Origin of the sequence: Solwaraspora sp. WMMA2059 (assembly GCF_027497315.1) — a bacterium.
In the GTDB taxonomy this organism is placed as follows: domain Bacteria; phylum Actinomycetota; class Actinomycetes; order Mycobacteriales; family Micromonosporaceae; genus Micromonospora_E.
On record NZ_CP114908.1, the window covers coordinates 2413883 to 2427899 of the forward strand.

The window sequence follows — 14017 nt, forward strand, 5'->3', positions numbered from 1 at the left end:
CCATCGCCTACGCTGCGGAGAGCCGGGCGGCGGTCGACGCGCTACGGGCCGTACCGGAGGCGGACTTCGACCGCCCGACCCGATGCGCCCCGTGGACGGTCAAGGAACTGCTTGCACACACCGTGATCGCGCTGTCCCGTACCGTCGAGATGCTCGACGACGGCGCACCCGCCGCCGGTCCGGACGGTCCGGTGGACGCGGTCGGCTACTACGCGCCCGACGCCCGGTTCCGTCCCGACGCGGACGGCGGGCGGATCGCCGACGCTCAGCGGTGGGCGGCGGCCCGGACGGTCACCGCCGCTGTCGACGAACTGGCGGCGCGGGCAGCGACCGCCGCCGCCCGGGTCACCGCGCAGCCGCCGGACCGAATGGTCGTCACCCGGCACGGTGACCTGATGACGTTGACCGACTTCCAGGCCACCCGGGTCGTCGAGCTCGCCGTCCACGGTGTCCACCTGGCCGACGGCCTCGGCATGGCGCCGTGGCTGACCGCCCCGGCGGCGGACCTGGTGGTGGCGCTGTCGGCGGGCACCACACTGGCACCGCTGCGGGCGGCGCGTGGATGGGACCGGCCGACGTTGGTACGCGCGGTCACCGGGCGGGTCGAGTCAGGTGACGTGGACCCGGCTGAACTGCACCCGCGGGGAGTGCGCTCCCCGTTCTTCGGTGGCACGCACCGTCCCACTGTGGTTGGCGAAGAGTAGCGGGACCGACCTGCCCTCGAAGCGCCTTGCGACTGCCCGTAGGTTGACAGCGACAAGGCCACAACGAGACCCTTTCGCGATTCTGACTTTTGGTGCTGGAGGTTTGCCGTGGACTGGTCCCTCGGAAACATACTGATTCTGCTGGTCGTGGTGTTGCTCGGTGCAGTCGCGGGGTGGCTCGTGATGAGCCGCCGGTCCGCCGTCGGCAAGGACGCCCCGGTGAAGCCTGAGGCGGCTGCCGCCGTCGAGCCGCCGACCACCACCTCGGAGGAGCCGTCGCCGGCCGACCCGGCCCGTCCGGAACCCGCATCGCCGGCCGACCCGGTCAAGACCGAGCCCGCCACCGAGGCTCCCGCCGAGCCCGACGCGGTTGCCACGGCCGAGCCGGTCAGTGTTGAGCCGGCCAGTGTCGAGCCGGCCACTACCGCCGATGCGGCCAGCCCTGAGCAGGTGCCGGCCGTCGACCCGCCCGCCGTCGACCCGCCCGCCGTCGACCCGCCCGCCGTCGACCCGCCCGCCGTCGACCCGCCCGCCGTCGACCCGCCCGCCGTCGACCCGCCCGCCGTCGACCCGCCCGCCGTCGACCCGCCCGCCGTCGACCCGCCCGCCGTCGACCCGCCCGCCGTCGACCCGCCCGCCGTCGACCCGCCCGCCGTCGACCCGCCCGCCGTCGACCCGCCCGCCGTCGACCCGCCCGCCGTCGACCCGCCCGCCGTCGACCCGCCCGCCGTCGACCCGCCCGCCGTCGACCCGCCCGCCGCCGTCGAGCCGTCTACCGCTGAGTCGCCCGCCGCCCCCGAGGCTGGGCCGGCGGACGACTTCCGGCGCATCGAGGGCATCGGGCCGAAGATGGCCGCCGCCCTGCAGTCCGCCGGGATCCGCACGTACGAGCAGTTGGGTGCGACCGACGAGGCGGCGCTGCGCGCGGCGGTCCGCGCCGCCGGGGTACGGGCCACTGCCAGCCTGCCGACCTGGCCGGCCAAGGCCCGGGAGTTGGCGGCGGCGCGCTCCACAAGCTGACCGGAAGAGTCAAGCGGCCACAGTGGATCGATCGTCGGCTGACCTAGGTCCCGGCGATCGGGCACGTACGGCGGCAGCGACCGATCACCGTACCGGGTGACGATGAGGTCGCGCACCGGCGGCGGGGTGCCGCCGGTGCCGACCGAACGAGGTGATCGGCATGGCCGCAGTGCGCACCGGCCAACCTGCGGATGCCGATGCTCAACGACATGCAGCAGATCATGCGCACCGCGTACTACGGCACCGCCGGTCGCTGATCGTCCCCGGTCCGGCTGTGGCACGCTGCCGCAGCCGGACCTGTTCCGCCTGCCCGTTCGGTCCCGGCGGTCACTGTTACTCGGGGAACGCCACACAGTTGGCGCAGCCCGGACTCGGCACGGGCAGCTTTCCAGCTGGCTGCGGTCCAGTGGAATCGCCGCCGCTGAGGCCGCCGCGCTGATCACTTCGGTGTTGATGGCCAGATGTTCGTGCCGTTCGGCGGCGACCAGCCGCCGCACCCGGTCGCGGGCGGCGGCCCGGCTGCCCAGGCTGCGTACCGCCGGATCGTCCGGGCCGGGCAGGTCGATGCCGTGCGCGGTACGGAAATGCTGGCGCCAGACGTCCTGTCGCCGTACCGGCTGCGCTGGCCGGCGAAGCCGCGCGATGACCGGACCGGCTGGCAACGGCCGCCAGCCGGCGGCGGTCGGCACGGCCGCCGTCAGGCCGTTCAGTTCGTCGAGTGCGACCTTGACGCGTTTGCGGGTCAGCCCCAGCTCGTGGGCGAACTGACCGCTGCTGCGGGCACCGAGCATGGTCAGCGCCCGGTAGACCAGATCGGCATCGGGTGAGGCGCCCCACCGGGTCAGTGGTGCAACCGCAGTCGGGCCGTGCGTCCTGATGCTCCCCGTTCCCCGTGTCACAGCCGTCAGCTCAGCACAGTAACAACGCCGTAGGGGAGAAGCCACGGCACCGGACGGTTGCACGATTGTGCAATCGGTTCGCGCCGTACCTTGTCGAACGTGCGCCAATGGGTGACCGTGATCCGGGCAGGCGCGCGTTCGGGGGCGTCGCTTGTCGGCCGCCGGAACGCGGTGGCCGGCAAGCGACGGCACTACGCGGTCAGGACGTCGGGGCGGACTTTCCCCAGCGGGGGGCGGCGAAGCGCAGCCCGGCGAGCCGGTCCGGCGGTGCGGCCAGGCCCGGCCCGCCGGCGGCGATCCAGTCGACGACGCTCGACAGTGCCGTCTCGTCGAGCACCCCGCCGAGCCACACCGGGCGGGCACCCAGTCGGCGGGCCAACACCGCTGGCTGCACCACCACCACGTTGGACCGGTCACAGGCGTTGAGGCAGTCGGACACCCGTACCGGCGCGGCCGCGCGCAGTAGGTCGAGCTGCCGGTCGTGGTCGACGTCCGGGTGTTTGCGGCGGGTGCCGCAGCAGCAGCCCCGGCAGACGGTCACCCGGGCGGGGTGCCCGGGTGCCGGTCCCGCCGGGCCAAGCTCCGCCGTCACGCGACGTTGGCGAGCGTGGGCCGCCGGTCACCGGTCCGGGCCGGGGTGAGGAGCAGTCCGAACACCACCCCGAAAACCGTCCACATCGTGGCGAGCTGCGCCAGCGAGGCGAGCCGGAACTCCCAGAGCAGCGCCGCCGGGATATCGGCGGGCACGTCGACCCCGGTGGCCGGCCAGAGCGCCAGCAGCAGGGCGTACCCGACGACGGCCAGCGCCGCCGCGACCACCGTCCGGTAGGGAGCCGGCCGCGCCCAGCCGGTCAGCCGCCGGTGGGTCAGCAGCGCCAGCCAGGTGACGGCGGCTGCGGCGATGATGAACGACAGATACTGCCCGGTGCGCTGGTTGACGGTGTCCGGGTCGCCGACGCCCGGCGGGTTGGCCGGGAAGTGGATCGCCGGTAGCAGCGCCACCACGACGAAGCCGAGCCCGGCGAGCAGCCCCACGCGTCGGAAGTCGTCGCGGCCGGGCAGCAGGTGCCGGGTCGCCGCGAGGACCACGGCGACGATCAACGCCAGGCACAGCGCCACCGCGACGGTGGCGACCAGCCCGCCGAGGACCTGCATGGCCCGACCGACCAACTCCTCGTCGTGGCTGTGTCCGGCCGTCCCGGTCGCAGCGCGGGCCTCCTCGACGACCAGCGCCGACTCGATCTGCGGTTCGACGATCAGCAGGGCCGCCACCGCACCTGCCGCGCCGGCGGCCGTACCGGCGAGCAGTCCGCGGCCCAGCACCGCGCGGAACGGGTAGGTAGTCATCGGAGCTTGGCCGCCGCTCAGTGGCACGGTACGCCGAGGGCGTGCCGGCCGTCGTGGGTGAACTCGTGCATGAACTCGGCGGCACCGGCCAGCACCAGCCCGTTGTCCTGCGCGACCAGGTAGATGACGACCGCCGCGACGGCGGCCAGCAACCAACCGGCGAGCGGTACGCGGATGGCGGTGGTGGTGACCTCTCCGCCGACAGAAGGTGCAGTCATGCCAGGAAATCCCCTCGTCCATGCCTCGTGGCGATGCGGTGCGTGCCACGGCCGGTCTCCTGGCTCCCGGATCGTCGCAGCCGTCCCGCCTTCCCGGACCGTCGTCGGCCCAGTGGCATGGTGGATCGGACACTTCCCGGTCACAGTGGCGAGGACCACGCCGGACTCACACCGGCTTCCCGAACACCGTGGCATGCGCAGCGTACCGCCGTCGTGACCGGCCGGGCAATGGCTGTGGCCGTGGCCGGCAACGGGACCGGCGCCACATTGACGGTGGACCGCGGGTGGGGGAGCATGACCGGCACGAGCGGTGCGCGGAGGAACCCGGTGCGAATCCGGGGCGGTCCCGCCACTGTGACCGGTGAGTCGCGTCCCCCTGAGACAGCCACTGCCCCGATGGCGGGAAGGCTCGGGACGCGACGTCGATCCGGCAGCCAGGAGACTCCGGCCGCTCGCTGGTCCACCGGTACGCGGGCGTGGACACCCGCGGGAGGGATTCACCATGCACACCTGTCGGCCCCTGCCATGACGCCGTACCCGTTCACCGCCGTCGTCGGCCTGCCCGACCTGCGGCAGGCCCTGCTGCTCGCCGCGGTGCACCCCGGCATCGGCGGAGTGCTCATCCGGGGTGAGAAGGGCACCGCAAAGTCGACGGTCGTCCGCGCGCTGGCCGGGCTGCTACCGGAGGTCGACCGGGTGCTCGGCTGCCGGTTCGCCTGCGACCCGGCGGCCCCGGACCCGGCCTGCCCGGACGGGCCGCACACCGCGCCGGTGACCGCGCGTGGCGGCCCGGCCGCACTGGTCGAGTTGCCGGTCGGCGCCACTGAGGACCGGGTGGTCGGCACCCTCGACATCCAGCGGGTGCTCAGCGCCGGCGTGAAGGCGTACGAGCCGGGGCTGCTCGCCGCCGCGCACCGGGGCCTGCTCTACGTCGACGAGGTCAACCTGTTGCCGGACCATCTGGTGGACCTGCTGCTGGACGCGGCGGCGATGGGCCGGGCCCACGTCGAACGCGACGGGGTGTCGGTCAGCCACGCCGCCCGGTTCCTGCTGGTCGGCACGATGAACCCGGAGGAGGGCGAGCCGCGTCCACAGTTGCTGGACCGCTTCGGGCTGATGGTGTCGGTGGCCGCACCGACCCTGGTGGCGGACCGGGCCGAGGTGGTGCGCCGTCGGCTCGCGTACGAGACCGACCCGGTGGCGTTCGCGGACCGCTGGCAGTCCGCCGACAACCAGCTCGCACTGCGGGTACGCGATGCGCGGGCGGCCCTGCCTGCGGTCACGCTGCCCGATGCCGAGATCGACCGGATCGCCCGGATCTGCCTGGCGTACCAGGTGGACGGTATGCGGGCCGACATCGTGATGGCCCGCGCCGCCGTCGCGCTGGCCGCCTGGCGGGGCCAACCGGCGGTCACCGCCGCCGAGGTCGCCGAGGCAGCCCGGCTGGCGCTGCCGCACCGGCGGCGCCGTGACCCGCTCGACCCGCCCGGCGCCGACGAGCAGCGCCTCGACGAGGTGCTGCGTGACGAGTGCGGCGACGATCCCGATCCTCCTCCGCCGCCGGGTCCGCCACTACCGGACGGTGGGCCGCCACCCGGCCCGCCCGACTCGGACGGTGGGCCGCCACCCGGCGCGCCCGACTCGGACGCCGGCCGGCATCCTGAGCCAGCTACGGCAGACGCCGACGGTCCGGCGGTCGGTGCCGAGCAGCCGGACGGCGTACCGCCGGGCGGTCCGGCTCCGGCGGCGGCCGGGCCCGCGTACCGGCCCCGGACACTGCGGCTCCCCGGGCTCGGTGCGGGCGCGACGCCCGGCCGACGTTCGGCGGCCCACGCCGACCGGGGCCGGGTAGTCGGCGCCGGGTCGCCGACCGGACGGCCGTCGACGGTGCATCTACCGGCAACGGTGCGCGCCGCCGCGTCCCGGGGTGCCCGCCGGATCACCCCCGCCGACCTGCGCCAGGCCCGCTACGTCGGCCAGGAGGCGAACCTGATCCTGTTCGTGGTCGACGCCTCCGGGTCGATGGCGGCCCGGCAGCGAATGACGGTGGTCAAGACCGCCGTGCTGTCGCTGCTGCGCGACGCCTACCACCGGCGGGACCGGATCGGGATGATCACCTTTCGGGGTGCCGCCGCCGACGTGGTGCTGCCGCCGACCAGCAGCCACGAGGTGGCCGTCGCCAAGCTGGCGCAGCTGCGCACCGGTGGCCGTACCCCGATCGCCGCCGGGCTGCGCGTCGCCGCGGCCACCGTCGCCGCCGAGCACCGCCGGGACCCGCGCCGTCGGCCGCTGGTCCTGCTGGTCACCGACGGGCGGGCGACCGCCGGACCGGACCCGACGACGCTGGCACCGGTGCTCGCCGGTACGCCGATGGTGGTGCTCGACTGCGAGGCCGGCCCGGTGCGGCTCGGTCTGGCCCGCCGGCTCGCGGCCGGCTTCACCGCGCAGTGGCTGCCGCTGGCCGCGTTGGCGGCGTCGGGTCCGGATGTCCACGACCGGCTGAGGGCGGCCTGATGCCACAGGGAAGACCGGAACACGTTCCCGACGATGGGCTGACCACCCGGGCCCGGCGTCGCCAGCCGGTGCTCGCGGTGCACACCGGCTCCGGTAAGGGCAAGTCGACGGCGGCGTTCGGGATGGCGCTGCGGGCCTGGTCGACCGGCTGGCCGGTGGTCGTCTACCAGTTCGTCAAGTCTCCGAAGTGGAAGGTGGGTGAGGAGGCGGCCCTACGTACCCTCGGTGAGTCGGGCCGAGGGGCGCCGGTGACCTGGCACAAGATGGGGGAGGGCTGGTCCTGGATCCAGCGCCCCGGCACCGAACGCGACCACGCCGCCGAGGCCGCCGAAGGTTGGGCGCAGATCCGTCGGGACCTGGCCGCCGAGGCGTACCGGTTCTACGTGCTGGACGAGTTCACCTACCCGATCAAGTGGGGCTGGATCGACGTCGCCGAGGTGGTGTCGGTGCTACGCGACCGGCCGGGCAGCCAGCATGTGGTGATCACCGGCCGCGACGCCGCGCCGGAGCTGATCGACCTCGCCGACCTGGTGACCGAGATGACCAAGGTCAAGCATCCGATGGATGCCGGACGCAAGGGTCAGCAGGGCATCGAGTGGTAGCCGTACCCCGGGTGGTGATCGCCGCACCCGGCTCCGGCCACGGCAAGACCACGGTGGCCACCGGCCTGCTCGCCGCCTTCGCCGAACGTGGGGTCCGGGTCGCCGGGTTCAAGGTCGGCCCGGACTACATCGATCCCGGCTACCACGCGCTCGCCGCCGGTCGGCCGGGCCGCAACCTGGACCCGGTGCTGGTCGGCGAGGACCTGGTCGCGCCGCTGTTCGCGCACGGTGTCGCCGGCGTCGATCTGGCCGTGATCGAGGGCGTGATGGGTCTCTACGACGGCCGGGTGGGTGCCGGTGACGTCGGTTCCACCGCGCACGTCGCGGCGCTGCTGGCCGCGCCCGTGCTGCTGGTCGTCGACGCGGCCGGGCAGAGCCGGTCGGTGGCTGCCCTGGTGCACGGCTTCCGGTCGTTCGGTCAGGTCCACATCGCCGGGGTGATTCTCAACCGGGTCGGCTCCGACCGGCACGCACAGGTGCTGCGGGACGCCTGCGCGGAGGTCGGCACCCCGGTGCTCGGGGTGCTACGTCGACAGCCGTCGGTCGACACCCCCTCGCGGCACCTGGGTCTGGTGCCGGCGGTCGAACGCACCGCCGAGGCCCGCGCCTCGGTCGAGGCGTTGGCGGCGCTGGTCGCCGCGTCGGTCGACCTGGACGCCGTGGCGGCGGTGGCGCGCACGGCGGCCGTGATGACGGTCGAACGGTGGTCTCCGGCGGCTGCCGTCCACGATGCCCCCGACCTCGGTGCCGGGGTGGGCGCCGGCGGGCAGCCAGGACCGGCCGACGGCCGACCGGTCGTCGCGGTCGCCGCCGGCCCGGCGTTCAGCTTCGGCTACCCGGAGACCGTGGAGCTGTTGACGGCGGCCGGGGCCGAGGTGCGTACCGTCGATCCGGTCCGTGACGAGCAGCTGCCGGTCGGCACGGCGGCGCTCGTCGTCGGCGGCGGCTTCCCCGAGGTGTACGCCGGTGAGCTGAGCGCCAACGTCGGGTTGCGCTCGCAGGTGGCGGCGGTCGCCGCCACCGGAGCGCCGGTCGTCGCCGAGTGTGCCGGCCTGCTGTGGCTGTGCCGCACCCTCGACGGGGCCCCGATGTGCGGGGTGCTGCCGGCGGACGCCCGGATGACGTCCCGGTTGACCCTCGGCTACCGCGACGCGGTGGCGCTGAACGACAGCGTGGCGCTGCCGACCGGCAGCCGGTTGACCGGGCACGAGTTCCACCGCACGGAGGTGTCGCCGCGCGCTGGCGCGGCACCGGCCTGGGGGTGGCGGGGGGCCGCGCCGGAGGGTTTCGTCGCCGCCGGGGTGCACGCGTCGTACCTGCATCTGCACTGGGCGGCACGGCCGCGGATCGCGGCCCGGCTGGTCGCCGCCGCGCGCCGGCGGTTACCCGGCCCGCGTCACCCCCCGGTCGGGCCCTGACGGTCGGGCCCTGATCAGTCGCGCGGCATGCTGGTGACGACCATCGCGATGAGCCGGTCGTACGTCTGCTCCAGGTCCTCGGGCAGGCCGAAGCCGCCGGCGACCTCCAACGCGACGAAGCCGTGTACGGTCGCCCGTAGACAGCGGGTGGCGTGGACGGCTGCGGCCGGGTCCAGCCCGTAGCCGCGCAGTACAGCCAGGAACACCTCCAGCAGCCGGGTGCCGGCGGCGGCCGTGGCCGGCTCGCGCAGCGGGTCGGCGGGCATCGCCGCCCAACGGGCCGGATACCGACGTACGTAGCCGCGGCTGGCGCGCATCAGCGCGGCGACGGCGGCGTCGCGGCTCAGCCCGAGGGTGTGCCGGGTGAGTTCGTCGGCGACCTCGTCGAGCACCCGTACGGCGACGAGGGTGCGCAGTTCGGTGAGTCCGCCGCCGACGTGCTTGTAGAGCGACGGGGCGGCGACGCCGACCCGGCCGGCTAGTGCGCTGAGCGTCAGCGCGTCGAGGCCGTGCTCGTCGATGAGGGCGATCGCGGCGTCCACCAGGGCGTCCGGGGTGAGTCCGACCCTAGGCACACCGGCCGCCGAGACAAGGCGGTATGCTAACTTGCATAGCCATAAGGCTATTTATGCTAGCTAGTGATGTCAACTCGGGTTCCCGTGACGACGCCGGGTCAGGCACGATGGAGCCCATGTGCCGAAGCATCAAGACACTGCGTGAGCCGTACACCCCGGACGTGACCGACGCCGACATCGAGGCCGCCGCCCTACAGTACGTACGGAAGATCTCCGGGTTCCGGCAGCCGGCCGCACACAACGCCGAAGCGTTCGACGCGGCCGTCGCCGCCGTCGCCGCCGCCAGCCGTGACCTGCTGGACCGCCTGGTGGTGCGGACCCCGGCCGCCCGGTAGGTCGCCGTCCGCTGGGCATCACCGTTGCCTCTGTGAGGATTCTTAAGCAAAACTTCAGCCCTGCGGTAGATCCACTCGTCCTCGCCGCCCGTACCGGTCGGTGGGCTGCGTCCTGCGCAGCGGTGAGACGAGAGGAGCGGACGCATGTACGGGTGGGACGTCAGAAGTGGACGGGCACGCAAGGTGTTCATCGGGGTGGCGGCCGCCGCCCTGCTCGGCGGTGGACTGGCGGTCGGCACCGGGCTGGGCAACGCGGGGGAGAACTGCGCCGGGCTGGACACCGCGCTGCGTAACAATCTCAGCTTCATCGCCGACCAGCGCGCCAACCCGGACGCCCTGTCCGCCGACCGGATCGCCAACCGGCAGGCCGTCGTCGACCTGATCCAGCAGCGGCGGGCCGCCGCCGGCTGCACGGCCGACGTACAGGTCGACGTCCCCGTCGCGGCCCCGGCGACGCCGCAGCCGGCACCCACCGGCGGTACGGGCACCGGTGCCGCGCCGGACACCGGTGCGCCCGCAACCGGTGAGGTCGTCTGCGCGGGATCGACGGTCACCCTGTTCAACGAGGACGCCGCGCCGGCCGCCTCCAGCGGCACCTTCCCCATCGGCACCGTGCTCAAGGTGACCAACCTCGACAACGACCGGAGCATCACCGTCACGGTGACCAGCCCGTCGGCCAGCTGCGTGCTGCTCAACGACGCCGCCTTCGAACAGGTCCGGGAACCGGGCAAGTTCGTCATCCGGCGGGTCGTGGTCGAGCGGATCCGCTGACCCGTACCGTGTCGCGCCGCCGGCGAGAGCCGGCGGCGCGCCGCCGGATCACCCACTCCGCCACCACCACGTTGATCAGCCACCCGGCGGCCATGGTGCCGGTCCGGCCCGACGCCGTCACCGGGCCGACCACGGCCAGCCAGGCCAGCTGGGTGAAGAACTGGGTGCCCGCGCCCATCCCGATCGCGTAACCCCGGATCATCCAGGCCCGGTGCGCGGCGAAGTCACGGCGTCGGACCGCGACGAAGCCGACCACGACGCACGCCGCCATCGCCACGCTCACCACCACCCGGATGGCGACCAGCAGCTCGCTGTCGACCGCCGCCGGCGGCAGGAACAGGGTCAGCCACAGACCGGTCCCGGCGGTGAGCAACCCACAGACCACCAGGACTCGCCCGGCGGCCCGGTGCCAGGCCCGGCGGCGTCGCCGCAGACCCGGCGCGAACTGGAACGCCCCGACGAGGCTGAAGATGGTGACACCGACGATGTGCGTCACCAGCGCCACCGGGGCCGAGGTGACCCGGTCGCCGTCGGGCACGATGGGCGGCCCACCGACCAGCTCGGCCAGTCGCAGGCTGCCGGCGACCACCGGTACGACGGCGAGCAGCACCAGCCCGGTGGGGATCAGCCAGTTGGCGGGAGAGGACCGGCCGGCGACGGTGCGGGCGGTGGACCGGGGCATCGACCGTGGATTCGGTACGGCTGTTGGCATGGATCGATCGTCGCGGCGGCGCGGCGAGCGGTCATCGCCGCGTGGGCCGGCGTCGTCCCCGCCGTTGGACGGGGCAGCTCGTCGTACTTCTGGCCGGTACGCCGTGAACGCCCGCTGCGTATGATCGCGGTGTGCGTGCGCTGCTGCGGTCGGTGTGGGCCGAGCCCGCCGTCGCCGACCCACCGACGCGGGTCTGGCGGGACTGGCTGCTGCTCGGCGCGGTCTGGGTCGCGGCGACCCTCGAAGGGCTGCTGCGCACCGACCTGGTGTCGCCCGCGTACTCGTTGATCGTCGCCCTGGTGTTGGCGCCGACGCTGTGGTGGCGGCGGACCAGGCCGCTGCTGATGGTCGCCGTGGCCTTCCCGGTCACCGCCGTGGCCGCGCTGCTGGCCGGCCACGAACCGGAGCTGGTCACCGGCGTCTACCTGCTGATCCTGCCGTACGCGCTGTACCGCTGGGGTTCCGGCCGGCAGATCATCGCCGGAACGGCGGTCATCCTGGCCAAGATGGGCCTGTCGGCGGCGGTCGGCCACCTCGACCTCGCCGACCTGGTCGGCGGGACGGTGGTGGTGTCCGCCGCGATGGCCGTGGCCACCGCTCTGCGGTACCGGGCCACGCTGTGGGCCCGCGAACTCGACCAGGCCAAGCTGGCCGAACGCGAACGACTCGCCCGCGACCTGCACGACACGGTGGCCCACCACGTGTCGGCGATGGCGATCCGCGCCCAGGCGGGCATCGCGGTGGCACCGACCCGACCGGCGGCGGCCCTCGACGCGCTGGCCGTGATCGAGGCCGAGGCGACCCGCGCCCTGGCCGAGATGCGACTGATGGTGCGCGGCCTGCGCCACGGCGAACCCGCCGGACGCCTGGCCCCGGCGGACCTCACCCCGAACCCCGGCATCGGCGACGTCGCGAGACTCGCCAGTCGGGCGCAGCCCGGACCGGTCGTCGACGTCACCCTGCACGGCGACGTCGACGACGTCCCGTCGACCGTCGCCACCGCGGTCTACCGGCTGGCCCAGGAGTCGGTGACCAACGCCCGACGGCACGCCCGGCACGCCACCCGGATCGAGGTCCGCGTCGACGTCGACGCCGACGCGGTACGGCTGCGGGTCAGCGACGACGGCGACACCAGCGCGGCCCGGCCCGCCGCTACCGGCGGCTTCGGCATCGTCGGCATGACCGAGCGGGCGGCTCTGCTCGGCGGCACCTGCGACGCCGGACCGGACCGCGACCGGGGCTGGACCGTCGCCGTGGCCCTGCCCCGCCAGGCTCCGACCGGTCGGGCCGGGACGTGACCGTCCGGGTGGTCGTCGCCGACGACCAGGAGATCGTGCGGACCGGGCTGACGATGATTCTCGACGCCCAGCCGGGCATCGAGGTCGTCGGCGCTGCGGCCGACGGCAGACGGGCGGTCGACCTCGCCCACCGGTTGCGCCCGGACGTGTGCCTGTTCGACATCCGGATGCCCGATATGGACGGTGTCGAAGCCACCCGTCGCCTCGCCGGCCCCGGCGTCGTCGACCCGCTCGCCGTGGTCGTCATCACCACCTTCGACCTCGACGAGTACGTCTACGCGGCGCTGCGCGCGGGTGCCCGGGGCTTCCTGCTCAAGGACGCCGGCACGGCGCTGCTCACCCAGGCCGTCCGGGCCGCCGCCGCAGGTGACGCGCTGATCGCGCCGGCTGTCACCACCCGGCTGCTCAGCGCCTTCGCCGCTGCCGGTCCGGTGGCACCGGCCCGCCAACCGCTCGACCCGTTGACCGACCGCGAGGAGCAGGTGCTCGTTGCCGTCGCCCGTGGCCGCACCAACACCGAGATCGCCGGCGAGCTTTACATCAGCCTCAGCACGGTCAAGAGCCACCTCGCCGCCCTGATGACCAAGCTCGGCGTCCGCAACCGGGTCGAGGTCGCGATCTGGGCGTACGAGACCGGCCGGGTCCGCGCCGGCCTCGACCGGCCGACGTAGCGCGCGACGCGCAGGCGGACCGCCGGGCCTACCGTGGTCGGGTGAGGCTTCTCGTGGTGGGTGGCAGTGGGCTCCTTGGCAGGGAGATCGTTCGTCAGACGCGGCGCGCCGGGCACCTGGTGGCCGCGACCTTCCACCGCCGTCCGCCCAGCGCTGATCTCGGTGCCGGAGTCGACTGGCACGTGCTCGACATCCGCATCCGTGACGATGTCGCCCGTGTCGCCGCCATGGCCCGGCCCGACGTGATCGTCAACGCCGCCTACCGCCAGAGCGACTGGGCGAGCACTGCCGACGGCGGTGCTCATGTCGCCCTCGCCGCTGCGGCGGTGGCGGCCCGGCTCGTCCACGTCTCCAGCGACGCGGTCTTCGCCGGTGCGGCGGTCGCCTACGACGAGACGTGCCCACCGGACCCGACGACGCCGTACGGTGCGGCCAAGGCCGCGGCTGAGACGGCGGTCGCGGCGATCACCCCCGACGCCGTCATTGCCCGGACGTCACTGATCATCGGGTACGGCGAGTCCGTCCACGAGCGACACGTGCACGCTCTGGCTGCCGGCGTCGGCACCGGTGTGCTGTTCACCGACGACGTGCGGTGCCCGGTGCACGTCGCCGACCTCGCCGCTGCGCTGCGCGAACTCGCCGGGTCGCCGTACTCCGGGATCCACCACGTCGCCGGTCCGGACGCGATCAGCCGGCATCGCCTGGGGGTGCTCATCGCCCGCCGAGACGGCCTCGACCCCACGGCGTTGCCCACCGGCCGACGTGCCGCCAGCGGCGTCCCCGGACCGGCCGAGCTGCGGCTGGACTGCGCCCGGACCCGTGCCCGGCTGACCACCCGGCTACGCGGTGCCCACGAGTTCCTCGCCGCCGCGCGGACCTGACCGCTGCGCGAGCAGGTCCGCCTCGGTCAGCCGGCCGGACAAGCGACCGGCC

15 protein-coding genes, 1 pseudogene and 2 riboswitches are annotated in these 14017 nt (G+C 74.1%); of the genes and pseudogenes, 11 read left to right on the forward strand and 5 right to left on the reverse strand.

Going from position 1 to position 14017, the window contains the following annotated elements:
- Positions 1 to 20 precede the first annotated feature (20 nt).
- The 3 genes and pseudogenes from O7553_RS11125 to O7553_RS11135 all read left to right on the forward strand — a co-directional run.
- Positions 21 to 704, forward strand: a pseudogene (locus O7553_RS11125) (maleylpyruvate isomerase N-terminal domain-containing protein); the annotation flags it as partial.
- A gap of 183 nt (positions 705 to 887) precedes the next feature.
- Positions 888 to 1724, forward strand: coding sequence for a helix-hairpin-helix domain-containing protein (locus O7553_RS11130; RefSeq protein ID WP_281554718.1), 837 nt, complete (start codon positions 888 to 890; stop codon positions 1722 to 1724).
- Positions 1725 to 2191: 467 nt separating this feature from the next.
- Entirely contained in the window at positions 2192 to 2551 is a 360-nt protein-coding gene (locus O7553_RS11135) for a hypothetical protein (protein WP_281554719.1), read from the forward strand.
- 271 nt (positions 2552 to 2822) lie between these two features.
- Here the strand turns inward: O7553_RS11135 and O7553_RS11140 are convergent, their stop codons facing one another.
- Genes O7553_RS11140 through O7553_RS11150 form a run of 3 tightly spaced genes read right to left on the reverse strand, consistent with a single transcriptional unit; the run spans position 2823 to position 4188 of the window.
- Positions 2823 to 3164: a hypothetical protein gene (locus O7553_RS11140; protein WP_281554720.1), complete on the reverse strand. Its 342-nt coding sequence runs from the start codon at positions 3162 to 3164 to the stop codon at positions 2823 to 2825.
- 47 nt (positions 3165 to 3211) lie between these two features.
- Entirely contained in the window at positions 3212 to 3970 is a 759-nt protein-coding gene (locus tag O7553_RS11145; RefSeq protein WP_281554721.1) for a CbtA family protein, read from the reverse strand.
- Positions 3971 to 3987: 17 nt separating this feature from the next.
- Entirely contained in the window at positions 3988 to 4188 is a 201-nt protein-coding gene (locus tag O7553_RS11150) for a CbtB-domain containing protein (protein ID WP_281554722.1), read from the reverse strand.
- Between the two features lie 31 nt (positions 4189 to 4219).
- Positions 4220 to 4394: riboswitch (cobalamin riboswitch) on the reverse strand.
- Between the two features lie 111 nt (positions 4395 to 4505).
- Positions 4506 to 4633, forward strand: a riboswitch (cobalamin riboswitch).
- An 80-nt stretch (positions 4634 to 4713) separates the two neighbouring features.
- Here O7553_RS11150 and O7553_RS11155 point away from each other — a divergent pair.
- Genes O7553_RS11155 through O7553_RS11165 form a run of 3 tightly spaced genes read left to right on the forward strand, consistent with a single transcriptional unit; the run spans position 4714 to position 8722 of the window.
- On the forward strand, positions 4714 to 6702 hold the full coding sequence (locus O7553_RS11155) for a VWA domain-containing protein (protein ID WP_281554723.1): 1989 nt from the start codon (positions 4714 to 4716) through the stop codon (positions 6700 to 6702).
- Entirely contained in the window at positions 6702 to 7304 is a 603-nt protein-coding gene (cobO, locus tag O7553_RS11160; RefSeq protein ID WP_281554724.1) for a cob(I)yrinic acid a,c-diamide adenosyltransferase, read from the forward strand. The genes O7553_RS11155 and cobO overlap by 1 nt, the downstream gene beginning before the upstream one ends.
- On the forward strand, positions 7298 to 8722 hold the full coding sequence (locus tag O7553_RS11165) for a cobyrinate a,c-diamide synthase (RefSeq protein WP_281554725.1): 1425 nt from the start codon (positions 7298 to 7300) through the stop codon (positions 8720 to 8722). Before cobO ends, O7553_RS11165 begins: the two co-directional genes overlap by 7 nt.
- Positions 8723 to 8736: 14 nt before the next feature.
- On the opposite strand, the gene O7553_RS11170 is transcribed toward O7553_RS11165, so the two are convergent.
- Positions 8737 to 9297 (reverse strand): TetR/AcrR family transcriptional regulator, encoded by a 561-nt coding sequence (locus O7553_RS11170; protein ID WP_281554726.1) that lies wholly within the window; start codon positions 9295 to 9297, stop codon positions 8737 to 8739.
- A gap of 116 nt (positions 9298 to 9413) precedes the next feature.
- Here O7553_RS11170 and O7553_RS11175 point away from each other — a divergent pair, with 116 nt between their 5' ends.
- Positions 9414 to 9632 carry a DUF2277 domain-containing protein gene (locus tag O7553_RS11175; RefSeq protein WP_281554727.1) on the forward strand — a complete coding sequence of 73 codons (219 nt, stop codon included), beginning with the start codon at positions 9414 to 9416 and terminating at the stop codon, positions 9630 to 9632.
- Positions 9633 to 9776: 144 nt separating this feature from the next.
- On the forward strand, positions 9777 to 10403 hold the full coding sequence (locus O7553_RS11180; RefSeq protein ID WP_281554728.1) for a hypothetical protein: 627 nt from the start codon (positions 9777 to 9779) through the stop codon (positions 10401 to 10403).
- Here O7553_RS11180 and O7553_RS11185 read toward each other — a convergent pair.
- The gene (locus tag O7553_RS11185; RefSeq protein ID WP_281554729.1) at positions 10369 to 11115 is read right to left on the reverse strand and encodes a DUF2306 domain-containing protein; all 747 of its coding nucleotides are present in this window, start codon (positions 11113 to 11115) and stop codon (positions 10369 to 10371) included. The genes O7553_RS11180 and O7553_RS11185 overlap by 35 nt on opposite strands.
- A 131-nt stretch (positions 11116 to 11246) precedes the next feature.
- On the opposite strand from O7553_RS11185, the gene O7553_RS11190 reads away from it, so the two are divergent.
- From O7553_RS11190 to O7553_RS11200, 3 genes are read left to right on the forward strand one after another with little or no spacing between them, the layout of a single operon-like run.
- Positions 11247 to 12413: a histidine kinase gene (locus O7553_RS11190; RefSeq protein WP_281554730.1), complete on the forward strand. Its 1167-nt coding sequence runs from the start codon at positions 11247 to 11249 to the stop codon at positions 12411 to 12413.
- Entirely contained in the window at positions 12410 to 13084 is a 675-nt protein-coding gene (locus O7553_RS11195; protein ID WP_281554731.1) for a response regulator transcription factor, read from the forward strand. The genes O7553_RS11190 and O7553_RS11195 overlap by 4 nt, the downstream gene beginning before the upstream one ends.
- Before the next feature lie 41 nt (positions 13085 to 13125).
- Entirely contained in the window at positions 13126 to 13965 is an 840-nt protein-coding gene (locus O7553_RS11200) for a sugar nucleotide-binding protein (protein ID WP_281554732.1), read from the forward strand.
- Positions 13966 to 14017 lie beyond the last annotated feature (52 nt).

Bases quoted from the DNA above. Each gene is read 5' to 3' on its own strand.
- O7553_RS11150 (WP_281554722.1), bottom strand. From the start codon at position 4,188: ATGACTGCACCTTCTGTCGGCGGAGAGGTCACCACCACCGCCATCCGC.
- cobO (WP_281554724.1), top strand. From the start codon at position 6,702: ATGCCACAGGGAAGACCGGAACACGTTCCCGACGATGGGCTGACCACC.
- O7553_RS11185 (WP_281554729.1), bottom strand. From the start codon at position 11,115: ATGCCAACAGCCGTACCGAATCCACGGTCGATGCCCCGGTCCACCGCC.
- O7553_RS11180 (WP_281554728.1), top strand. From the start codon at position 9,777: ATGTACGGGTGGGACGTCAGAAGTGGACGGGCACGCAAGGTGTTCATC.
- O7553_RS11175 (WP_281554727.1), top strand. From the start codon at position 9,414: ATGTGCCGAAGCATCAAGACACTGCGTGAGCCGTACACCCCGGACGTG.
- O7553_RS11145 (WP_281554721.1), bottom strand. From the start codon at position 3,970: ATGACTACCTACCCGTTCCGCGCGGTGCTGGGCCGCGGACTGCTCGCC.
- O7553_RS11130 (WP_281554718.1), top strand. From the start codon at position 888: ATGAGCCGCCGGTCCGCCGTCGGCAAGGACGCCCCGGTGAAGCCTGAG.
- O7553_RS11155 (WP_281554723.1), top strand. From the start codon at position 4,714: ATGACGCCGTACCCGTTCACCGCCGTCGTCGGCCTGCCCGACCTGCGG.